Source organism: Alistipes sp. Marseille-P2263, assembly GCF_018101075.1.
Lineage (GTDB): Bacteria > Bacteroidota > Bacteroidia > Bacteroidales > Rikenellaceae > Alistipes > Alistipes dispar.
The window spans coordinates 15,776-39,904 of sequence record NZ_JAGQEJ010000002.1; the positions used below are offsets into that span (position 1 = coordinate 15,776).

The following is a 24,129-nucleotide window of genomic DNA, read 5'->3' on the forward strand; positions in this document are numbered from 1 at the left end:
CTACTTCACCCAGTGTTTGTTCTCGAACTCCCCGTCGCGGAACTCGGGGTCGATATAGACGTACATGCCGTCGATCTTCTTCGAAAGCCACTCCCTGAAGGCCCGCTCCTGCTTGTCATGCAGGGCCATCTCCTCCAGCCGCAGGTAGTCCTCGTTGAGCGAGGCCGTATGCGCGGGAATCACCTCCACGAGCTTGACGATCTTGCCCATCTGGTTGCTCAGCATGTCCTCCGTGAGGAAAGCCCCCGACACCTCGCCGGGCTCGAGCTGGATGAGCGCATTGTAGTCGGGCAGCCGGTTGAAATGGCCGAAATCCTCCTTGAGGAACTTCGTGACCGTCATCTTCGCGTCGGGCATGTAACGCTCCAGCACCTCGTGGTTCGACACCAGACCGCCGTTCATCTTCGACGAGGCATCGTCCGAATAGAGCAGCGCCGCCTTCTCGAAAGTGATCGAATCCTTGTGAATCAGGTCGGCGATGCTGTCCAGTTGCGTCAGCGTCTCGCTCAGCTCGTCGCTCGTGAAGACCGGATGCAGCAGGATATGGCGGAAGTGGTAGAGCTGTCCGCGCTTGTCCAGCAACTGAATGATGTGGAATCCGAACTGCGACTCGACGACCTCGGAAATCTGGCCGGGCTTCAGCCCCTCCAGCGCCCGGCCGAACGCCTCGTCGAGACCCGACAGCGGCGTGGGGTCCATCTCGCCGCCGCGAATGGCCGTACCGTCCTGCGAATACATGCGCGCGAGGCTCTCGAAACGGGCTTTGCCCGTGATGACGCGCTCGCGCATGTCCAGCAGCCGCTCGCGCGTGCGCTGCTTGGCCTCCTTCATCGACTTGGGGAACTTGGTGATCTGCGCATAGACGTACTGATCGGCGATCAGCGGCAGGCTGTCCTTCGGGATCGACTTGTAGAAGCGCTCGACCTCGCCCGGGATCACCGACACCTTGTTGATCACCTCCTCCTGCATCCGGCTGGCATAGGCCTGCTCCTCGTAGCGCTGGCGGAGTATCTCGCGGAGCGTGAAGATCGGCATGTGGTGCTTGGCCTCCAGTTTCGAGATCGAGCCCTCCAGATCGACCATCTGCTGCACCTGGTTCTCGACGCTCGTCAGAATGCCGCCCTGGTCGATCTCCACCGAGTCGATCTGCGCCTGGTTGTAAAGCAGTTTCTGCGTCATCAGCCCTTCGAGCGCCTCGTTCATCGGGTCGCGGTCGGAGGTGTAGCCCTCCTGCCGGCGCTGCTCGACGAGCTGCCGCGCGTACTCGTCCACCTCGGAGTAGAGGATCGACGATCCGCCCACCACGGCCACCACCTTGTCGAGCATCACCTGCCGCCGCTGGGCCGATGCGCCTGCGGCCGAAATGAGGATCAATGCCGCCAATATACCTTTTTTAAACATGCTCGTTTGCGTTTAGTTTCTATTTGGTCTCTTCGTTGTCCGTCTCCTCCAGACCATAGACGCTCACCTCGCCGTTCTCCGAGGCGCGGTCGAAAAGCTCCTCCTCGTGACGGCGGATCACCTCGCCCTGCCGCCGGTTGAACAGAATGCGGCGGATGGTCGGCCGCAGGCGTTCGAGCGGAATGGGTTCGCCCTCGCGGCGCACCTCGTCGATCTGGAAATAGTATTGCGAATGGCTGTCGCGCATCTCCTGCACGGCAGTCGTCGCCAGCATCGCGTCGTAATTCTGCGAGCGGAGCGTCGGCAGGTAGCTCAGGAATTCCGGGAAGTCGATCCACTGCTCGCGGAAATCATTGACCGCAAAATCGTTCTTCGCGCAGAGGTCGCTGAAATCCTGCTGCTGCGCCGCCGATCCGGAGGCCATGAGCGACTTGAGCTTCGCGGCCTGCCGGTAGTGCAGCCCCAACCGCACGATGCGCCCCTTGACGATCGGCCGGTCGAGCCTGAAATCGGCCTTGTGGGCGTTGTAGTACGCCGCGATCTCGTCGTCGGTGAAGACCGTATCGACCGAACGGTCAACGTAATGCTGGTCCAGCTTGCGGATCAGCAACGCCTGCCGGTACTCCTCCACCATGCGGTCGATATCCCCGGCCGACTCGGAGAAGAGGATTTCGGCCTCCTGCAACTTCAACTGCTTGCGCACCCAGCGGTCCACGTACATCTTCACATAGGCGGCGCTGTCCCCGCCCGTCAGCCCCTGCGGAATGACTCTCCGCACGTCACGCATGCGAAGCTCCCGCCCTCCGGCGCGGGCGACGGTCTCGTCGCCCGAGAAATAGCGGGGCATCTCCCGGCAACCCGCCAGCAGCAACGCACCCGCCGCGACCGTTATTTTCGCTCGCAAATTCATATTCCGAAGGGCAAAGATAGGGTTTTTACCCGTAATTAACGCATCGGCGCGGGGGATTATTACGCCCCGGCCCGATTTTTCTCCGCCTCCTTCATGCGGCGCAGCGCGCGCCACATCATGTAGCCCGAGACGACGAGCACGGCCAGCGCGACGACATAGACCGCCACGTAGAGCGTCCGCCCCGGAATCAGGTCGATCAGCAGCGTGTTCGCATGGCCCGTGACGAGCATCAGGTAAGCCACGGCGTTGTTCAGCGCATGGAGGATCATCGCGGCCCACAGCGAATCGGTGGCGATGTAAACGTAACCGAGCACCAGCCCTACGACGAAGGCATTGACCACCTGTACGGGCTGTCCGTGGAGGATGCCGAAAAAGAGCGACGACACGAGCCACGCGATCGTCACGCCGTAACGCGAACGCAGCGAACCGAGCACCACGCCGCGGCAGATGAGCTCCTCGAAGACCGGCGCGAAGAGCACCAGCGAAAGAATCGTCCAGAAACCGCGTCCCACGTTGATCTGCAGCTCGGGCAGCAGGGCCAGCAGCGGTTCGAGCACCACGCCCACGGCGCACATCATCACGAAGGCCCACAACAGCAGCGCCGGATTGAGCCCCCGTGTCGAGAAACGGGCCCAGCGCCCGCGCCCGCCGCGCACGCGACGGTAATAGAGGAGTCCTCCGAGCGCCACGGCCATCGAAACGAAGTAGAGCGCGGCGACCAGCCGGCCCAAAGCCGCAGGCTCCATCGTGTTGTAGTTCGCCCCGTGTCCGGCGAAGAGCGAGAACAGCAGACCGAAAAGTCCCACGAGCGCCTGCGCGCCCAGCGCGATGCCCAGCATGGCGAACAGGTCGCCCGTCGTGGGAAACCGCCGCCGGACGGCGCTCTCCGGTCCCGCTCCGCCCGGTGCGGCGCTTCCGCCGGCGGCTGAAGCAGTCCCTTCCGTCCGCTCCGGTGCGGCATTCCCGTCCTTTCCGGAGGCGGTCTGTTTTCCCCCTCCGGAAGCGGCCGCCCCCGGCTCCGGAAAGACATGCGGCTCCCCTGCGGCGGCAGCGCCGCCCTGTCCGGAGACGGGCTCCGGACCGTTTTCCCCGCGCGGCCCGCGGGCCGCGGCGGTCTCCTGCGACGGGTCTCCGGCATGCGGAGCGGCCGGTTCGGTTCGATTCTCTTCCATAAGCGATTCCGGTTACTTCTCTTTGCGACTTCAAAGATAGTGCAAGAGCGGCGCAATGCCAAATTTATTTGCGTTCCGCCGTCCTTATTTTCCGCCCCGCGTAAAGCGGTGCAGGTCTGCCGGAAGCCTCCGCCGCGGCCGGCCGCACGGAAGCGGGAAACGGGTAATTTTGCATGACGATTGCGGATTTCCGCAGAATTTCACTAAATTTGTCCGCTTATTATACGGTATCGAATCATTATGGCAAAGGTTATCGCATTAGCCAATCAGAAAGGCGGCGTGGGCAAAACCACGACGGCCATCAACTTAGCGGCGTCGCTGGCCCTGCTGGGCAAAAAGGTGCTGCTGCTCGACGCCGATCCGCAGGCCAACGCCACCTCCGGACTGGGCTTCGACATCAACCTGGAGGGCATCTACGAGTGCATCGCCGGGCAGAAGCGCGCCGAAGAGGTGATCCTCCAGAGCCCCGACGTCAAGAACCTCTGGCTGCTCCCCTCGTCGATCGACCTGGTGGCCGCCGACACCGAACTGCCGAAGATGGAGAACGCCCACCACGTGATGAAACGCATCGTGGACTCGGTGCGCGAACGGTTCGACTACGTTTTCATCGACTGCTCCCCCTCGCTGGGCTACACGACGGTCAATATCCTCACGGCCGCCGACACAGTGCTGATCCCCGTGCAATGCGAATACCTCGCGCTCGAAGGGCTTTCGAAGCTGCTCAACACGATCCGCAAGGTCAAGTCGGGGCTGAACCCCGCGCTCGACATCGAAGGCTTCCTGCTCACGATGTACATGCGCAACCGCCTGAACAATCAGGTCGTCACCGAAGTCCGCGAACACTTCGGCGAACTGGCCTACGACACAATAATCCAGCGCAATATCCGTTTGGGTGAAGCGCCCTCGCACGGAAAGCCCGTCATGCTGTACGACGCGGGCGCCGTGGGTTCGGAAAACTACCTGAACCTGGCCCGGGAGTTCCTCAAGCGCAACCGCAAAAGCCGCAGCAAATAAAAAAACACGACGATATGAAACAGAAGGGATTAGGCCGCGGACTCGACGCCATTTTCGGCAGCGATCCGATCGACGCCCGGCTCAAGCCGATGAGCCAGATGGCCGAAATCGCAATCGGCGACATCATACCCAACCCCACCCAGCCGCGCACGCAGTTCGACGAGGAGGCCCTCGACGAGCTGGCCGACTCGATCCGCCAGTTGGGCGTCATCCAGCCCGTGACGGTCAAGAAGGCCGCCGACGGCAAATACGTCATCATCAGCGGCGAACGCCGCTGGCGGGCCGCGCAGCGCGCCGATCTCGAAACCCTCCCGGCCTACATCCGCGAGGTGGACGACGAGAACCTGCACGCCATGGCGCTCGTGGAAAACATCCAGCGGCAGGACCTCAACGCCATCGAAATCGCGCTGGGGATGCAGCGCCTGATCGACGAGTGCCACCTCACGCAGGACGCACTCTCGGAGAAGGTGGGCAAGAAACGCTCGTCGGTGTCGAACTACCTGCGGCTCCTGAAGCTGCCCGACGAGGTGCAGCTCGCCCTGAAGGAGGGGCTGATCTCGATGGGGCACGCCAAGGCCATCGCGGGCGCACCCGCGGAGGAGCAGTTGCGCGTGCTGAAGCGGTGCGTCAAGAAGGGGCTTTCGGTCCGTCAGGCCGAGGAGCTGGTGCGCTCGCTCGCCGAAGCGCCCGCCAAGGGGGCGACGGCCGCCGAGGACGAGGAGTACCCCGAGAGCTATTCGCGGCTGGTCGAGCTGCTGGAGCCCTGCTTCTCGCAGGAGATCGCGATCAAGCGCTCGAAAAACGGCGGCGGACGCATCGTGATCGGCTTCAACGACGACAAGGACATCGAACGTTTCATCGAACGTTTCACGAAACGCTCCTGAGCCGGCACGATGGCAAGCCTCCGGACCAGACTCCTGCTTCTCGCGGCGGCCCTCCTGCTGGGGCTGCCCGCCGCAGCGCAGCTCCATCGCGGCGCCCGGACGCTCGTGCGGAGCGGTCTGATGCCGAAACCGGACTCGCTGCGCGCCGAACGCGACTCGCTGCGGCTGGCCGGACTGCTGCTCGAAATGGACTCCGTCGCCGCTCCCGACTACGCCGCGGACTCGGCGGCGGTCGCCGCCCTGCGCACCGACGACCGCCGCACGCTCGACTCCCTCGCCGCGGCCCGCTATGCCGCGGCCCTGCAGGGACTCGACACCACCGCCAAACGCCCCCGGCTCAAGAAGGGCTGGTTCATGAGCGACTCCATGTCGCTCTCGAAGGTGTGCTGGCTCTCGACCGTGCTGCCCGGCTACGGACAGGTTTACAACCGGCAATACTGGAAACTGCCGGTGCTCTACGGCACGGTGGGCGCCGGACTGGCCCTCTTCCTCCACGAAAACAAGACCTACAAGCCCCTCAAACGGGCCTACGAATCCTACACGAACACGAGTCTCGCACGCACGCCCGAACTGGACGCCCTGCAAACCAAGATGATCCGCAGCAACACCCGGCGGCAGATCTACCTGGGCATCACCATCGCCTCGTACGTCTATTTCATCGGCGACGCGGCGGTGAACTACTCGACCAACGAGGTCTCCTCGGTCAAGAAGGCCACCACGCTGGCCTGCATCTTCCCCGGCGCGGGACAGATCTACAACAAGAGCTACTGGAAAGTGCCGTTCGTCGTGGGCGGATTCGCCTCGATGATCTACTGCATCGACTGGAACAACCGCGGCTACCAACGCTTCAAGAAAGCCTACAACCAGATCAGCGACTACGAGCAACACCCGGAAAAGTACCCCGACGGCCCGGTGGACGAGTTCGGGGGCCGCTACTCGGCCTCGTACATCCTCAACCTGCGCAACAACTTCCGGCGCAACCGCGACCTCTGCATCATCATCTCGGGTGCGCTCTACGTCCTGCAGATCATCGACGCGCACGTGGACGCGCACCTGAAGGACTACGACATTTCGGACGACCTCTCGATGAATCTCGAACCGCTGGTGGACTACACCTACGTCCCCACGCTGGGCGGCAACCGCCCCGTGTTCGGGTTCAACATGAGTCTCAAATTTTAGACGATGAAAAAACTCCTCACCCTCGCGCTGCTCCTCGCCGTGGCCGCCTCGGCTGCGGCCGCGGACCGCAATCCCCGCAAGAAAAAACGCAACCGCAGAAAGGCGAAGACCGAGCAGGTAGCGGCTCCCGCCCCCGCGCCGGACACTGCGAAGCCCGCGGAAGAGGAGAAACCCGCCGAGGCGGTTCCCGTCGCCGAAGAGGAGCCGCTCAACGACCTCACGCTGGGTCTCTCGGCCGAGCAGGCCGACTCGCTGGTGGCCGTCTGGCGCGAGCGGCAGCAGGCGGATTCCTTCACGGAGTTCTTCGACCGCTTCGTGCTCGAAGACTCCACGGCCGTGGCCGACGCCCCGGCGACCGACGCGGCGACCGATTCGCTCTACGCCGGACGGCTGCGGGCCCTCGTCTCGCCGATCCCGCTGCCGTACAACTACATCGTCAAAGGGTACATAAACCGCTACGTCAATCCCCGCTACGGGACGATCGGGCGCATCCTGGGCTCGTCGCAGTACTACTTCCCGATGATCGAGGACGAGCTGCTCAAGGAGAACCTCCCGATCGAGCTGCGCGCGCTGCCGATCATCGAGTCGGCGCTATCCCCCACGGCCGTGTCGCCCGTCGGAGCCGTCGGTCTGTGGCAGTTCATGCCCTCGACGGGCAAGAGCTACGGACTGGAGGTCAATTCGCTCGTGGACGAACGCCGCGACCCGGTCCGCGCCACGCAGGCCGCCTGCCGCTACCTGAAAGACCTCTATGCCATCTACAACGACTGGACGCTGGCCATCGCCGCCTACAACTGCGGCCCGGGCAACGTCAATAAGGCCATGGCCCGCTCGGGAGGCAAGACCTTCTGGGAGATCTACGACTACCTCCCGCGCGAGACGCGCGGCTACGTCCCGGCCTTCATCGGCGCCACCTATGCCTACGCCTACCACCGCCAGCACGACATCGAACCCCAGCCGGCTCCGATCCCCCTGTCGGTCGATACGGTCCGCATCGACCGCCTGCTGCACCTGCAACAGATCGCCTCGACGATCGACCTGCCGCTGGAGACCCTGCGGCTGCTCAATCCGCAATACAAGCTGGACATCGTCCCCGCGACGACCAAAAGCTACACGCTGGTACTGCCGCAGCGCAGCGTCTCGCAGTACATCGCCCACGAAAAGGAGATCATGGCCAAGGACTCCATGTATCTCAAGGAGTACATCAACCCGGCCAACATCGAAAAGAAACGCCAGCAGCGCAGCGGCACGGTCTATGTCGTGAAGAGCGGCGACACGCTCGGCGCCATCGCACGCCGCTACCGCGTGACGGTTTCGCAACTGATGCGCTGGAACCGCCTCAAGAGCGCCCACAAACTCCGCATCGGACAGCGGCTCCGCATCGAGGGCCGTTAAACGACATCCGCGCATGACCGCCGACCACGATACCATCGTCGCCCCGGCGACCGCCCCGGGCGGCGCCATCGCCGTCGTCCGCGTCAGCGGCGAACGGGCGCTGGCACTCTGCGACACCCTCTTCCGGGGCCGGACACCGCTCGCCGAAGCGGCCGGATATACGGTGCACTACGGCCGTATCGCGGACAGAGATCGCACGGTGGACGATGTGCTGGCCGCCGTCTTCCGCGCCCCGCACTCCTACACGGGCGAAGATGCGGTCGAGATCTCCTGCCACGGCTCCTCCTACATCGTCTCCGAAATCCTGCGGCTGCTCATCGCCGCCGGGGCGCGCATGGCATCGCCGGGCGAGTTCACCGTCCGCGCCTACCTGGCCGGCAAGCTGGACCTCGCGCAGGCGGAAGCCGTCGGGGACCTCGTCGCCGCCTCGTCGCAGGCCGCCCACGCGCTGGCCTCGAACCAGATGCGCGGTGGCTATTCGGCGGCTCTCGCGGCGCTGCGCGACCGGCTGCTGCACCTGACCGCCCTGCTGGAGCTGGAGCTCGACTTCGCCGAGGAAGAGGTGGAGTTCGCCGACCGCCGGGAACTGCGCCAAACGATGCGGGACATCGCCCGGGAGATCGACCGCCTGCGGGATTCGTTCGCCTTGGGCAACGCCATCAAGGAGGGTGTCCCGGTGGCCATAGCCGGCGCGCCGAACGTCGGCAAATCGACGCTCCTGAACCGCCTGCTCGGCGAGGAGCGCGCCATGGTGTCGGAGATCGCCGGCACGACGCGCGACGTCATCGAGGAGTGCGCCAACATCGGCGGGGTCCTCTTCCGGTTCCTCGACACGGCCGGCATCCGCACGACCGACGACCATCTGGAGCGAATGGGCATCGAGCGCACGATGGCAAGCATCCGCCGGGCCCGGATCGTCATCCGCCTGACCGACGCGACCGCCCCGGAACCGCCGGAGCAATTCGCGCTGCGGCCGGATCAGACGTTGCTCCGGGTCGTCAACAAACTCGACCTACGCCCCGACGCACCGCTGCCCGAAGGCGCGGTCGGCCTCTCGGCACGAAGCGGCGAAGGCATCGACCGCCTCTGCCGGGCGCTGCGCGAGGCGGTGGACACTTCGGCGCTCTACCACGGCGACACCGTCGTATCGAACAGCCGCCACTACGCGGCGCTCACCCAAGCCTGCGAAGCCCTCTCCCGCGCCATCGAAGGGCTCGACGAGGGCCTGCCGACCGACCTGCTGAGCGAGGAGATCCGTCAGGTGATCCGCCACCTCGGCTCGATTACCGGAGGCGACATTTCCGCCCCCGAAGTGCTCTCGCACATCTTTTCGAATTTTTGCATCGGTAAATAATACAATTAATTGATTATCATTAAGTTATAATGCACAGAAAACTAAAATACTGCCGGCAAACCACTTAAATAGGGGTAAAATCGGCTGTTTTAGAAGTCATATTTTCTCTTCTTTGCTTATTATTACCGTATTTTTGTCCCCCAGTTGTCTCCCAGTGAGGCTTCGGGGGACAAAATTATGTCCCCAAACATATTTTGGACACATACAACTTCAAAACTGTAAAAACTTAATTATTCGAAGCTATTAGGATTTCATAGAATTGGTAATATACATAAACACATTATAGCATTGATATACAATATACTACAATTCAAATATATTGTAGCAGAAGTTACAGCAAATGGTATTCAGTTGGGAATGTTCAAGAAATATTATCATCACTGTCTACTCGGGTAACGCCATGGACAATTATAATTCTCTAGAACCATCCAACATACAGATATACAAACATATATTACAATATTGACATACAAATGTGATGCATCATAAATGAAGTTATAACAAATGATATTCTGATTGGAATATTATAAAAACATCCTCATCACTTAAACGTCTGCCGTCTGTCACTACATGTATATTCACATGATAGCCCATTAACAGCTTCTTCCTCCTGATAAACCATATGGTTGTGGACAATTCTGTCGAATAGGATAATGCCTGGCTGTTGAAAGTTATCAAGAATCGTATTATCAAATATCAGAATCAAGCAAATTATCAGCACTATTTCGAACCAGTGCTGATAATTTGCATACTACCGATTTTCAAATAGATTGCCGATGTACGTCAGCCGATGAAAATAAGAGTTAAGTAGCCCTAATCTTCTCCACTTTCTACCATTCTGCAAGAGAGACAATCGTTTGGTATTGCTCCTTAGTCAGAACCGAATTAGTATCGTCCAAGCATTCATATTCCCACAGCAGTTCATAGACAGTACCCTCTTCCTGGTAACCCATATAGTTGTAAAAGGAGTCGGGAACCAGCCGTACATAATCCTCTTCGAGCAGTATTCTCAGGAGCTTTTCCGCATCGTATATCAACAGCGGTGCCCCGGCCTTATACAAAGCTGTCGCTACTTCGATGGCCAGTCCGGCATTGGCCGAATAACTGTTGGAAACAACGATCTTCCACTCCTGCTGCCGGTCGTTTGAGGCAAAGATATTCAGACGCGAAACCCCCAGTTCACCGTAATGGTCAGTTGCGAACCGCATGAAATCCGCCGGACTGTCAATGTCGTACATTTCCATCACATCCACGAACTTCTTCCGCTTGTAGTAAGTATTCAGGAACATCCTGCGGATCTGTATGGATACGCCCGCTTAATCCCGGTTTTCTGTAATAAGCTTCATATACCTCGTTGGCAATGCGGTAATAGGTGCAATACTTTCGGATGGTCATGGTTTCCAAAAGAGGGGCAGAATGCCCGTGCACCGAGTCTTCCAATGCCTTGATGGCCGTTTCCCGATCTTCCACCTCAATTTTGAATTTCGGCACAATGCGGTTAAATTCCCTTTGTGCAATCCGTCCTGTGCGCTGCTGGTACGGCAGGTTATTCGCCACGCAATCGTTGAACCTGCCAGGATCCGCGACTACGATATCGATAACCCGTTGCAAATAGTCGAAGAGGCGGATAAGGCTCTCCCTGCACCAAGCATCATCAGGCTCTATATCAGCACACTTAGGCCGGTTTATAATAATAAAGCGAGTATGTTTCCGGTCCGTAACACGGATTGACCGGGAATCTCCATATCGGCTTGAAGCAACATGGAACCACCTGGTCTCCACGGGTTGAATACCAACCAGTCAGCTAAGAATGCTTCCTAACAGTCATATTTCCCTGAAGTAACCAATTCCTCGGCATCCCACACTCTTCCGGTGTTGGCTGTGGCACTTCAATATAGAATCCCCGGTATTCATCATCGCCCATTGCGGCCAGCCGCTCGAATTGTCGCTGAATATCAACCAGCCGTTCCAACATATCGCCATCAATAACAATCTCCCAATGACGGCTTTCGCCCAACGCCTCCAAATGCGAGGCATTCAGGCCGACCTCCTTTGCCAAATCGGAAAAGAGTTTTCTATCTATGATTTTTCTTTCGTTCATTTCTTTATGCTCATTAAATCTCAATTAACTTTCTAGAATCAAACCCATCCGCAAGGTATTCGTGCTCGAGGACATATCACACCTAAATCAAGTGCAGATCGCTCATGTATCGTATCTTCATTTACCATTCTCCTTTCCTTGATTGAAACATCCAAAACAAAAACCGTCGAAAAGTTTGGTAAGGACTCTACGACGGTTTTCAATTATCGTTTCAGCGGGATACCGGTGTCATTGTATCCCCGATGGTTTATCAAACGTTCGTCGGAAAATATCTCTAAAATAGAATGACCCAATGCCCGAAGTATGGACACACAACAACCTCTCAAGACATTTTATGCCTCGATCCGACACGGTGTTCCAGTTGTTCATTCTTCTTTGCAGCATTGTAAGCTTATGTTTCAATCGGCAGCACGAAATTACGTATTTTATTGAGAACCAGCAAATTTCTTTAGAAAAAAGACAACAGAGAGCGAACTGTGGAGCCCATAGTGCAAAAGTGCACGTGCAAACACATATTCAGTTTGTACACTTAATTACTAGCAATCCTTAGCTCACTTACTCAATACGGCTAATATCACTCCGTAAAGCATACGAAAAACTTGTTAAGATTTAAGGTATTAATTATTTTTACACGGTCTAAATAGGTCATAGTTTTCTTCTATTCTTTAGTAGGGATACAAAAATTCTTAATGTCAACTCCACTAAGCGAGTAATATCCCGTTGAATATGGTTTTGCGTTCTTGACAAGATAGCTCCAAAAGAGATTACTATCAAGAATACTTTTCAAAACTTGTAGTTTCTCAAGGTCATCGCTAACAAATGCAACACCATTGTATAGCATCAGATCTGCATCGTCTCTCAAAACACAATGAAGAGGTTTGTTTGCGAACTTCGGAAAGAATAATTTATATCTTGGCATTATTAGAGACTGAGTTCTGCCGTATGCATACCATGTGGGATACTTATCTGTCTTACCTTTGTCTCGCTCGGCGAGTTGCTCGCGTTGGGATAAAAGATAAGTATAAGTATAAGGAAAAGTGATCCTCAGTTCTGACTCCCCAATAATTATGGCTTGTCCATCTTTAATGTAGTACGGAAAAATCAATTTCTCAATAATACTTTCAAAGGGAACCTCCGAATTGAGTTTATTGGAATTAACGACATTTCTACATATTGCTTTTTCTATAGGGAAGCGTCCATCTTTAGATTCTAAATAATAATAGTTATCATCCTCCACGACCGGCTTGAAAATGTAAGTCTTATTACTGAGTGTTGCTATACCATGGCGGGACTGGCAATATTTGCCAATCGGAACTCCTGTGGACTCCATTTGGCGTACTGCATCAAAATCATTGAGGCTCCATCCTTTTTTATTATCAAGTTGATTATATAAGATATTGGTAAATTCTGGTGCTACGCTTAAATCTCCATTCTCATTAACGGCGTAATGTAGTGCATCAGATACTTGATTTTTCGTAAGGAAGAAAAGACATGTATATGTACTTTTCTTTTGAAAAACCTGATAGCCACGAAAATCCAATATTGAAATATCGTGAATTCCACGAGAAAAATAATTCCGCACAGCTCTACCATTAACTGAACGGATAAAGCTGTTCATTGTGATGAATCCCAACCGTCCACCGTCATTAAGCATTTCCGTTGCTATTTGAAAAAAAGGAATATACAAATCGGGATGTCCCGACAAACAAACCTCATATTGCAACATCTTTTCCTTTATGGAGGCATCTACATTTCGCGAACAAACGTATGGTGGATTGCCAACAATAACATCAAAATGCGTGTAAGTCTGATTCCATTCCACAGTATTAAAATCCAGCGTATCTGCCTGTAGAACATTAAAATTAAAGTCTGAATCCTCTTCATAAAGCAAGGCCAAAAGTGAAAGCAGGATTTTAGTTCTTTCTACAGAATACTCTTGAACATCAATTCCATATATTGATCTTTGATAGATATCACAAAATGTCCTTCCTGTATTATTGTGCAGAAACAATGCAACATCCATTAAGAAGCCACCACAACCGCAAGCGATGTCCGCCACACGAATATGTTGCATCTGCTCATTTGGCATTGTATTTAAGCAAGTTTCAATGATGTTTTTCCTTACAGACCTAGGTGTATAAACGGCTCCTGTTACAATACGGTCAGCTGGCGAAACGACAAATTCAAAGAGACTGATCATGTCTTCAATTGTCATTAGCGTAGGATGGAAATGGCGAATCTTTGATACAAATTCCTGCAACAAATCAAAATTTTCGTCCTCTTTATCTATAAGCAACTCTTTTAATATCTGATTATTCTCAATCTTCAGATTACGAAGCAAAACAAAAGAAGACACGAACAGGCGATTAACAGTCCGTGTATCTGTGAGTTGTTTCCGTTTGAGATATGCGAAAATTTGAGAGTTCATTGATTAGGCAAAGTTTGGTTCTCCTCTTAACTGTTCCTCTAGGTTGTGATATAATCTATTCAGTTTTTCTTTAGCTCTTAGTTCCTCTAGCGAATCAATGTTCACTTCATCTAATTCTTTAAGCATAATTTTAATTTCTTCTAACTTCCATCTCACTCGGTGAGCAGGATTTCCGAAATTAAGTGCAGACCACATCCAATCACCAAGATCAGTAATTGAGTGGATAGAGCCATCTGCCAGTCTCTCAAATTGTGCTGCATAAGCATCATCGCAAGGGTCTATGAAACCTTGTTCCCCATCGTTATGGACATTCTCATCCCCAGTAGGCCACTTTGCGCGTTTGGAATTATTGCAAGAACGGCATGAATAAACCAAATTAGAATATTCTGTAGGAGATATATTCACAAGGCACTTTTGAGGGACAAAGTGATCAACCTCATAATAATTATCCCTAAAGAACTCATGATCCCCACAATAACCGCAGCGTTGATGAAAATCTTCACGTAGCAATGGCTTATATTCGTTATGAGTCTTATATACCGGTACTGATTCTCGACGAGCAGGGGTTATTTTTCTGAAATCTGACATAGTTTACTTCTTGTGTAAATCAACAATACTTTGGGCGACTTTCAGCAATTCCTCTAATGTCTCATTTGATTTGCTTGTAATCAAATCAGCACGAACGCTATTATCCAAATCCAACTCTGACAAGTAAAGTTCAGCCTCAAACCTGGCGGCCGACTCTTCATTTGTCAAGTTCTCCCCTTTGGAAACTTTATCTTGAAGCCGTTTGATTATATTTTTAGCCGATGCCTTGCGACTATTGTAATTATTTACATTTGCCGTAATGATACTCTTTAACTTTTCGTACTGATTTGCATCAGTAAATAATTCTTTACCACGGATTATTTGGGCTTCTTTACACTCTTTTAATGCATTGTCCTCATATGATGTTATAATGAACATTGGTAGATGTTTGTTATGACGATGAAGTACACGTATAACATCATCTCCTGTATATGATACTACACCTGTATTATTCAAACGATAATCAATTAATACAGCTTGTGCATCGAATTCGCATATTTCCAACCAGATGTCTTCTATATTATGAGGCATATACGGTGGAATGAGAAGCTGAAAGTCGTTCTTCAGTACAGAATGAGCTTGTGACTGCCAGCCTTCATCTTCATCTAAATAGACTAATCTGATTTTATCGTTCATAATTATTTGATCTTTAATATTGTTCTTATTCCAAATCCTTTCTCAACAGGCAGTAATGCAATCATTGCATCTGGATATTTGCTGATAATTCCTTTCGCAATAAACAATCCCATGCCAGTGCCAATCTTATTGTTCTGATTATCCACTATAGATGTCTCGAAAGCATTAAAAATAGCATCTGGGTTATTTTTATATTCTTGAGAAAGCCCGATACCATTATCAACAAAATCTATTACAGCGTATCCATGGTCATTGCTCACACTTACTGAAATCGTTTTATTCTCTTCATTTGAAGTGAGGAATGCAGATATGGAATTTGTTACAAAATTATTGAATATACTATCCAAATCCATTTCGAATCCTTTTATGAACGCACCATCCATGTTTATTAATTGGAGGTCAATATGTATTAATTTTCTTAATAGAATAGGCTTCCAGGACTCTATAAACAAAGTAAAGTAATTCGACAAATCAATATCTACCCAATCCCTTTTACTTCGACGTATTGAATTTAAAGAATAAAGGAGCCAATTATAAAGTTTTTCGTCTTCTTCTTTCATGTTTCTTAACTCCCGATAAGGATTGTCGAAACGCATTCCCTCAAACTGTTTTTCTGGTAGATATTGCAGAAGAATATTCTTAAGCAACTCGTTTCTCGGTAAAAGACGAAGCATTACGCTTCGGAGTTCATGGGTAAATGTAGCAGAAGATATTCCCATACTCGCCAGTCCACGAAGCATTGAAAGTTCTGCCTCCTTGTCACTGAGTTCTGTCTCCAAAGACTTATAATCGGCAGCAAGAATCTTTAAATTTTCTGCTTCTTTCGACAAATTCTCATCTTTAGACTCAAGAGCCTTATTGGCAATCTCCTTTGCTTGTGCTGTCTGTGGATGTTCTTCTTTGTACAGTTCCGACAGATTGTACATGACGGTATTACGATCAAGCTCAAAAACCGAGATTATCTGCAACAACAGATTTTTAAACAAAGCGAAAGCCTCGTTTTCTTGAATACCCTCTCGACTTGATTTATCCTCGAAAGCCGCATTTGTCAATCTCGAAATCTTGACGACACCAGCAATCTGATTGGGACGGATTCTATAACCGCCCATTTTCTGACCGACACCACCAGGACTCTTTGCCTGTCTGCGACCTAAACCCAACCAATCATCCCCGTTCTCTCCGTACGGACGGACACGGAATTCATCGCGATAGATACGCACACCGCCAAACCTGTCAAGCCAATGAGTACGGGCTGATTCATCAAATAAATTGTATGGATATTTTTGATTCCCATCCTTGTCTCGATCATCCTTTAACGTATTTTTTAGAAAGAAAAACGTAAATCCAAATTTTCCGACCTGCTCTAGCAGATGAGCATCAACCTTTTCGTTTATTTGAATAGTTTGAGTGATTTCTCTTTTCTGAAAATCCTCTAAACGAAATGGTGCTACTTTCATCGCATCTCGCAGAAATACTTTGCTGTAAAGTGTTTCAAGTTTAGAAAAGTTCAATTCATTTCTCTCAATCTTTATCTGTATTTCACGTCCTCCTTCATACTGAGCAGAAATTTTATAGTCATAATCCTCATACTCCATCGGATTAACCTTTCCACTCCACTGCAAATCATGCATCTTGTACAGATACAATTCAAAAGATGATTGTAACTCTGCAGGGATGAGCATCTCAAGGTTCTTCAACAATCCATTCAGAGCATCGTCATTCCAATCATCATTCAGATGGGATATACAAAGGATTGTTCCGTGAAAATTTTCAGAAACTAATTTATCATATATTGGCAATTTGTCAATACCATACTCATTAAGTTTACCTACCAAACAATCTGGAGTAATTTCTTCTAGATTTGCCTCTACATCTGAAAGTACACGCGCTTGGTCAAACTTTTTCCAATCAACATTCCACACATAACCTTTACCCAACTCGCTACTAGCAAAAGACAACATCTCTGCAGAAGTCCCTAATCTGTTTAAAGCAAATCGGCCAATACCTTTTGCACCACTTTTAACCCGCTTTTTACTTGAAGAACGGGCATTGAGAAGCTTATCATCTGTACCAATCGTCATCCAATGCTTGACAATGATTTCGTCAGTCATTCCTGAACCATTATCAATTATGAACAACTTGGATTTTGACTTATCTTCTCGGATATCTGCCACTACCACGCACGTTTCCGCGTCTGCATCATAAGCATTCTTCACTAGTTCTACAATAGCCCCTTCTGCATTGGCAAAATTCTCCATGCCAATAAGATGCGCTGTTCTTGCTGATATTGCAAATGGAATTTTCATCGTCGTGCGTTAGATTAACCTAAAAAGCTTCTCTCAATCCACAATAAGCTCGCTCAATTTCACGTCAAGCAGGACTGCTATTTGGTTCATGGTATGCAAATCTGGCTGCGACTTTTGAGAGCACCACTTGCTCACAGTACAAGTTGACTTACCTAATTTTTCCGCCAGCCATTTGCTTGTCAGATGTTTCTCCACTAAGACGACTTTAATCCTATTTAAGTCTTTACCCATAGCTGTAAATCTAATAAATTAAACTCTCTCGCAAATTTAATAAATTATTTTTTATTAATCTTTGCCCAACGCAATTCAATACAAGTTCAGGATAACCTTAAAACAATACCATTTGTATTGTATGCTCTATGCTATATAACTACTCCTTCAAAATGACATTATCCACCCTATTTCCTCGGGTATCTGGTCATTATTCACCAAATCCAGATATAAAGAGAGAAAATTGCCTACTCGACGGCGAATAACTTTACTTTATCCCCGTATTCATATATACGTTCATAAAGTAAAGTCAAAATGAGGGGAAAAAGAGATGGCTGGCGCCATGGCGAAATGGCTACAGCCTTTTTTCTTTTGGCTGCAAAACTTATAAGCAATCCGGATGTAAAGGTTGGTCCCAAACGGTCACTCCGTTCAAGCAAAAAACACCTCATCTGGGACCCGAAAACATCCGTGAATCCATCCTCGATTTACCGGCCATTTTGGCGAAATAAACCCCGACATACCCTATCTTTGCAGACGGGGTCAGTCGGGGCTCGAAAGGGCTGTTTTTGCCTCTTTTCCCTTTGTTCAGAGAGAGACAATGAAAAAAATCGTTAAATCTTCGATTTTTGTCAATATATTTGGCAGACAATGATAGTCTGCCAAATATGCTATAATTAGTTACATAATTAAAAACAAGAGGAATTATTAAGAAGCGTGTGAAAGTATGGAACTTGACGCAGATTTTATAGCATCCTGCAAGCAGAGCGTCGCATTGGAACAACGAATGGCGAAACAGGCGGGAAAACAGTTGAATGAAGCAATGCGCAACAATAACCAAGATAGTAATGTATTGGATCGGATTGCAGACCAACTATTTGACACTATGTCAGGGCTATCAGGTGCGGGAGAACGGACTTATATGAAATATATCAAATACTTGGAAACATTTAACCCTCAAGCTGCAAAAGAAACAAAAGATGCCTATGAAGATATCATGGGATATAAGATACATGTAGCATACGCAGCGGCACGATTGGCCAAAGAATTACACAAAGGACAGGTTAATCAAGCAGGTAAAGATTACCTTGAAGAACATTTATCGACTGTCGGACGAAACGGTTTCGACTGGAAAGAAAAAACCGTGGGATTAACTAATAATATCCAGATTTATAGGCTATATCGGGGAATAATGGGAAAGATCGCTCATGTCCGAACAGAAAGACAAAAAAGAAGCTCTCCGTGGATATGCAATGTAAAAGGAAATACCAAATACAAGACTTCTGAATCAGGAGTGGCCCGCAACCTGATGATTTCAAAACTTCCCGTACATGACAAAAGTTCCACTACCGGGAAATGCCTACCGCTAAGGTAAACACCACTCAAAACCGTCGGCCGGAACCGGCTCAAAAACCGGCATCCGCCACGGATTACATCCGCTTACCGTTACGGCTCCGTATCCTACACGAGGTCCTCCTATAGCGGAACGGAATAACGTTTCTATATCCCGAGACACATGCTCGACTACTTCAACGAAGAATTCGACTTCCGGGAGGTTGCTAACAGCCGCGTCCTACGATCACCAACAGCCCACCTGCCATACCGGCAGACGGCTGAAGTTACTTTATAAATCTGGTAAATTTTCAATAGGCAGTCCTGCAAGTTCACAATTCAAATCATCTATATTTATTACCTTGCCAGTATATTTTGCTGTAAAGAATTCATCCAATAGTTTCAATAGGTTATCACAACTAAATCTTGTCCTCTTTATTCTTTCGAATATATTAATAATGTATAATTTTTCATCATCAGAAAGTAATCGTAAATCTACACACTTTCCTTTATTCAAATCGTTCGGTTCAAATTTAATTAATCCATTGCCATATTGACGTGAATTATCGAGGAATATATCTTTTGCAACATTGGTCAGTAAATAAGAAAATAGGATATCCGTATCAATTTCTTCTGTGGTATAAACGCAATGGAAGGTAGTTAAATTGTGAATGTTTGCTTCATTACGCACAAACCTTAAAACTCTCCTATTAAATACAGATACCCAAATTGGGGATGGAGATCTATTTTCCAATGCATACCAAGGCTTTCTGCTTGCACAAAGATATCTTTCATTATATTTATTCTTAATGCCTATATGCAAATAAGACTCTACATTATGGTTTCGTTCGTCAGCACTACCATTGAACAGATACACACTTTTGTCTTCATTTGCTAATAAATGAAAATCATCTTTAGTAAAAATCAGCGACGTTACATCTTGGGCATGGCAAATACATGGAAGTAAACATCTTTCAGTAATATGATATTTATCTTTTTTTGAAATTTTGAACGTAAAGAATTCATTTGCCCCAGTGGCAATACCTCTAGTTACTTTGGCAAATGTACTAAATGGAACCAAATGCATATATTTAGAAGAACTTGTTGTTTCATAATATTGCCTCCATTTAATTTCCGCATCCAACTCTGATATCTCATAGGATACATAGTTAGTCAAAGCTGAAGACAAGGTTGAAACATCCTTAATTACTGAAAAACGTATATCATGTTCACTATTATCTTTTTGACAAAAGAGGATACAAGCAGTAGTCAACGCATCGTCAAAAGCACATTCTGTAAAATCTACGATGATAATATGCTTTAATGTGCCACTTTGTAAGAGGAAACGTTTTACTTCTATTCCATAATCTGAATTAAGAAATTCTGATGGTATAATATATGCTAAACGCCCACCTTCATTGAGTTGTGCAATAGACTTTAATAAGAAGAGGGTATAAATGTTTGTAAATCCATTTAGGTTTGTTCCTAAATGACTATTTATCTGAGATATGTATCTTCCATTATCGTAGTCGTGATATTTTAAGTATGGAGGATTACAAATTATCCCATCATATTTAGCATCCCATTTACTCTCAAGATAATCAGCCTTAGCTATTGATATGATGTCTGATTTTGATGCAAAATTTGCTTTTGCAACTCCTAGCACTGTGTCATCTATATCATAACCTGTAATACATATTTGAGACTTCCTTTTGAGTATAGAACGACTAAATACTCCTAAACCAAATGCAGGTTCAAGAATCTTACAACAAGTAGGGTTCTCGTGAAAAATCCAATCAGTCATAAAATCTGAAATGAATTCTGGAGTAAAGAACTGAGCGTACTTTTTTCTATGCTCTAATCCTACTTTTGCAGAATACTCTTTCTCTGTTATCATAGGTTACAACCGAATAAAGTGTCAAAAGCTCTCTTGTCGAGACAAGCTTCACCACCTTCAAATTTTACATAGAATAACAAACGACCTTTGTTTAGTTCTTTTCTAACGCTGTGATGATTAGGTTCCGTTAATGACTTTGTAACCAAACATGTACCATCTTGTGATGGAATCTTGATGGTAGTCTTGTTTTGATTCTTTGAATCTGCTTCAATATAGTATTTCTCACCTTCTAAATCTGGTTGTGAAATAAGTTCTAGAATGTTCTTAAATGAAATTCCATAAACCTTATCAAAAAAGACCTGTACATAGAAATGAGGGACATCATATGTGTCAATCCACTTCTTAACTACCTTTAGGTCTTCCACTTTAGGAGTGATAGATAACGAATTACGTTTTTGTATAACTTTTAGACTCGACTTTAATTTACACAAACAAGAAGATAATTGTTCGAGTCTTTCTGATGACCTCCAAGATGTTAAACGAAAATCAATACTTCTTACAGATGTCGAATCGAGCTGATTTAAAATGGTTATCAACTCTGGTCTCTTCTCCTTAAGTAAGTCCTGGTAATCACTGAGTATTGTCTGCTTTAAGCTTAATGCAAGATTTGTATGATACTCTATTATCCTATTCGCTTCTTGCATGTACTTGTCAATAAGAAAGGCACTGGAACGAACTTCTATGCCAGCTATAGCTTTCTTAACATATTCATGTATTTCTGCACTTGTATGCCTGCTTATATCAAGACCTAATGCCTCATTGTAATCCGCTTTATGGAAAAGTAATAAGTCAGGACGTTTACCAATGGTATCTAACTCATTTTGGTAGTCATGAAAGAAGGTCTCAAAACCCTCATCTCCTGCAACTAAGTCGTCTGATTTTCCATAACGAACCGCAACAATAGCATCAGAATTTTCATTAATTGCTCTAAACAAGAGATCTTCTGCCCAATCTCCTTGTTGCTTGTTTGTGATAAACTCAGAAGATGCTTGTGTCGGCATTGAAGCTTCACTACGTGGTTCGCTAAAATCGACTAAACCAGTATGGATTTTAGAACAAATACTACTAATAATCTTACTATACGATTCCATATTTATACTATCTCTCAAATTTTTATTTACTCTTTTACATTTCAACCCTGTATTGTCTGTCCATTAAAAACTCTCCACCCACCCTTCATACACAGCAAATAGGTCAACAAAAGTATGCCGTTGGCACGAAACTAATTCTACTATTGTTCAATATGCAAAAATAGTGAATATTTCCAGTCGCCAATTTCTATCTTTAGAAAAATCTCTCTATTATCACTATATACTTTATAGCATTCGCCATCTTATGAAAGCAGTATAAACTTTAGTCAAACAAAAACTTAATAAAAAAACTCAGCAAACCTCTATACTAACCTGAATAGAGATAAGCTAAGTTACATAACTGCAGCCCCGCCAAACGCTGACCTTCACCCTTTCCTCGGGCTGCCATTCTGCAATAGAGACAATCGCCTGACTGCTCCAGAGTCAGAGCCGAATTAGCATCCTCCGAGCATTCGTATTCCCAGGGCAGTTCGTAAACGGAACCCTCTTCCTGATAGCCTATATAATTGTGATATGGGTCGGGAACCAGACGCACATAATCCTCTTTGAGCAGGACTCTTAGGAGTTTCTCTGCGTCATATATCAGCAGCGGTGCCCCGGCCTTATACAAAGCTGTCGCTACTTCGATGGCCAGTCCGGCATTGGCCGAATAACTGTTGGAAACAACAATCTTCCACGCCTGCTGCCGGTCGTTTGAGGCAAAGATATTCAGAAAACCCCAGTTCACCGTAATGGTCAGTTGCGAACCGCATGAAATCCGCCGGACTGTCAATGTCGTACATTTCTATCACATCCACGAACTTCTTCCGCTTGTAATAGGCCACATCACGCAGTTCTTCAAGAATATCCTGCGGATCTGTATAAATACGCCCCTGAATCCTCGCTTCCGGTGATAAGTCTCATACACCTCGTTAGCAATGCGGTAATAGGTGCAATACCTTCGGATGGTCATAGCTTCCAGAAGAGGGGCAGAACGTCCGTGAACCGAGTCCTCCAACGCCTTGATGGCCGTTGCCCGGTCTTCCACCTCAATTTTGCAATTCGGTACTATGCGGTTAAATTCCTTTTGTGCGATCCGTCCCGTACGCTGCTGGTACGGCAGGTGGTGCGCCACGTAATCGTTGAACCCGTCGGGATTAGCGACAACGATATCTATATCTATCATCCGTTGCAGATAGTCGAAGAGGCGGGTTAGGTTCTCCCTGCACCATTCATCATCTGGCTTTACATCCGTACACTTGGAGTCATTCGTAATGATAAAGCTGGTCCGCTTCCGGTTCGTAACACGGATTGACCAGGAATCCCCGTATCTGCTCAAAGCGACATGGAACTACCTGGTCTCCATCGGGTTGAATGCAAGTCAATTCGCTAAAAAAGCTTCACGGTTGTCATATTCCCCCGAAACGATCAATTCCTCGGCATTGCCCCACTCTTCCGGCGTAGGCCGCGGCACCTCGATATAGAATCCCCGGTACTCATCGTCGCCCATCACGGCCAGTCGCTCGAATTGGCACTGAATACCAACCAGCCGCTCCAACATATCGTCGCCTACGACAATCTCCCAGTGGCGGCTTTCGCCCAACGCCTCCAAATGCGAGGTATTCAGGCCAACCACCTTCGTCAAATCGATAATTCATAATCTTTTCAATCATGCGCATCACTGCGCGGTTAATAATACTTACAATTCAGCCCGTGGACGGAATTGACGAAGAAGAGCGCATCGTGCGAACGTCACCAACAGACACAAAACAAAAACCGTCGAAAAGTTTGGTAAGGACTCTCCGACGGTTTTCATTTATCGTTTCTGCGGGATACCAGCATCATCGTATCCCCGATGGTTATCAAACGTTCGTCGGAAAATGTCTCTAAAAGTATAGAATGCCCCAATACCTGAAGTATGGACACATGATAACACCTCAAGGCATTTTATGCCTCGATCTGATACGGTGATCCAGTTGTTTATTCTTCTTTGCAGCATTGTAAACTTTATGTTTTTATTCAATTGACGGTGCGAAATTACGGATTTTCTTGAGGACCAGCAAATTTCTTTAGAGGGAAACGGTCAACATTCTTTACAGATTACACATAGATTCTTACCAGCAATCCTCTACACGGATCTTAACAAAACTTCATTTGTGAGCTCTTATAGCCCAGTTAATGGCTCAACGAATCAGAATTGAACTATTAACAATCTAACAACAAAACCTATCAATCAAGTATAAAGAATCAAT

The 24,129-nt window shown here is 48.8% G+C and carries 16 protein-coding genes and 2 pseudogenes; 6 read left to right on the forward strand and 12 right to left on the reverse strand.

Going from position 1 to position 24,129, the window contains the following annotated elements; genetic code table 11:
* From KB554_RS03210 to KB554_RS03220, 3 genes are read right to left on the reverse strand one after another with little or no spacing between them, the layout of a single operon-like run.
* A complete protein-coding gene (locus KB554_RS03210) occupies nt 1-1,401 on the reverse strand; it encodes a peptidylprolyl isomerase (protein ID WP_141427965.1) in 1,401 nt (466 codons plus the stop codon).
* A gap of 19 nt (nt 1,402-1,420) precedes the next feature.
* Nucleotides 1,421-2,311: a hypothetical protein gene (locus KB554_RS03215; protein WP_141427966.1), complete on the reverse strand. Its 891-nt coding sequence runs from the start codon at nt 2,309-2,311 to the stop codon at nt 1,421-1,423.
* A 59-nt stretch (nt 2,312-2,370) separates the two neighbouring features.
* On the reverse strand, nt 2,371-3,483 hold the full coding sequence (locus KB554_RS03220) for a type II CAAX endopeptidase family protein (protein ID WP_232522929.1): 1,113 nt from the start codon (nt 3,481-3,483) through the stop codon (nt 2,371-2,373).
* A 240-nt stretch (nt 3,484-3,723) separates the two neighbouring features.
* Between KB554_RS03220 and KB554_RS03225 the strand changes: the two genes are divergently transcribed.
* From KB554_RS03225 to mnmE, 5 genes are read left to right on the forward strand one after another with little or no spacing between them, the layout of a single operon-like run.
* Entirely contained in the window at nt 3,724-4,497 is a 774-nt protein-coding gene (locus tag KB554_RS03225; protein WP_141427967.1) for an AAA family ATPase, read from the forward strand.
* A 14-nt stretch (nt 4,498-4,511) separates the two neighbouring features.
* The gene (locus tag KB554_RS03230) at nt 4,512-5,381 is read left to right on the forward strand and encodes a ParB/RepB/Spo0J family partition protein (RefSeq protein ID WP_141427968.1); all 870 of its coding nucleotides are present in this window, start codon (nt 4,512-4,514) and stop codon (nt 5,379-5,381) included.
* 9 nt (nt 5,382-5,390) lie between these two features.
* Entirely contained in the window at nt 5,391-6,560 is a 1,170-nt protein-coding gene (locus KB554_RS03235; protein WP_141427969.1) for a DUF5683 domain-containing protein, read from the forward strand.
* Nucleotides 6,561-6,563: 3 nt separating this feature from the next.
* Nucleotides 6,564-7,955 carry a lytic transglycosylase domain-containing protein gene (locus KB554_RS03240; RefSeq protein ID WP_211034979.1) on the forward strand — a complete coding sequence of 464 codons (1,392 nt, stop codon included), beginning with the start codon at nt 6,564-6,566 and terminating at the stop codon, nt 7,953-7,955.
* Nucleotides 7,956-7,968: 13 nt separating this feature from the next.
* Nucleotides 7,969-9,309: a tRNA uridine-5-carboxymethylaminomethyl(34) synthesis GTPase MnmE gene (gene mnmE, locus KB554_RS03245; RefSeq protein WP_211034980.1), complete on the forward strand. Its 1,341-nt coding sequence runs from the start codon at nt 7,969-7,971 to the stop codon at nt 9,307-9,309.
* An 830-nt stretch (nt 9,310-10,139) separates the two neighbouring features.
* On the opposite strand, the pseudogene KB554_RS03250 reads toward mnmE, so the two are convergent.
* The 6 genes and pseudogenes from KB554_RS03250 to KB554_RS03275 form a co-directional block, all read right to left on the reverse strand.
* Nucleotides 10,140-11,410 (reverse strand): annotated as a pseudogene (locus KB554_RS03250) (hypothetical protein).
* A gap of 658 nt (nt 11,411-12,068) precedes the next feature.
* The gene (locus KB554_RS03255) at nt 12,069-13,838 is read right to left on the reverse strand and encodes an N-6 DNA methylase (RefSeq protein ID WP_211034981.1); all 1,770 of its coding nucleotides are present in this window, start codon (nt 13,836-13,838) and stop codon (nt 12,069-12,071) included.
* Between the two features lie 3 nt (nt 13,839-13,841).
* Entirely contained in the window at nt 13,842-14,426 is a 585-nt protein-coding gene (locus KB554_RS03260; RefSeq protein WP_211034982.1) for an HNH endonuclease signature motif containing protein, read from the reverse strand.
* Nucleotides 14,427-14,429: 3 nt separating this feature from the next.
* Nucleotides 14,430-15,062: a hypothetical protein gene (locus KB554_RS03265; RefSeq protein WP_211034983.1), complete on the reverse strand. Its 633-nt coding sequence runs from the start codon at nt 15,060-15,062 to the stop codon at nt 14,430-14,432.
* Nucleotides 15,063-15,064: 2 nt separating this feature from the next.
* On the reverse strand, nt 15,065-17,368 hold the full coding sequence (locus KB554_RS03270; RefSeq protein ID WP_211034984.1) for a sensor histidine kinase: 2,304 nt from the start codon (nt 17,366-17,368) through the stop codon (nt 15,065-15,067).
* Between the two features lie 33 nt (nt 17,369-17,401).
* On the reverse strand, nt 17,402-17,599 hold the full coding sequence (locus KB554_RS03275; protein WP_211034985.1) for a helix-turn-helix transcriptional regulator: 198 nt from the start codon (nt 17,597-17,599) through the stop codon (nt 17,402-17,404).
* Between the two features lie 706 nt (nt 17,600-18,305).
* On the opposite strand from KB554_RS03275, the gene KB554_RS03280 reads away from it, so the two are divergent.
* Complete coding sequence (locus KB554_RS03280) at nt 18,306-18,953, forward strand: hypothetical protein (protein WP_242116282.1); 648 nt, start codon at nt 18,306-18,308, stop codon at nt 18,951-18,953.
* A gap of 249 nt (nt 18,954-19,202) precedes the next feature.
* Here the strand turns inward: KB554_RS03280 and KB554_RS03285 are convergent, their stop codons facing one another.
* The 3 genes and pseudogenes from KB554_RS03285 to KB554_RS03295 form a co-directional block, all read right to left on the reverse strand.
* Nucleotides 19,203-20,807 (reverse strand): N-6 DNA methylase, encoded by a 1,605-nt coding sequence (locus KB554_RS03285; RefSeq protein ID WP_211034986.1) that lies wholly within the window; start codon nt 20,805-20,807, stop codon nt 19,203-19,205.
* Complete coding sequence (locus KB554_RS03290) at nt 20,804-21,898, reverse strand: AccI family restriction endonuclease (protein ID WP_211034987.1); 1,095 nt, start codon at nt 21,896-21,898, stop codon at nt 20,804-20,806. The genes KB554_RS03285 and KB554_RS03290 overlap by 4 nt, the downstream gene beginning before the upstream one ends.
* 327 nt (nt 21,899-22,225) lie before the next feature.
* Nucleotides 22,226-23,531, reverse strand: a pseudogene (locus KB554_RS03295) (hypothetical protein).
* Nucleotides 23,532-24,129 lie beyond the last annotated feature (598 nt).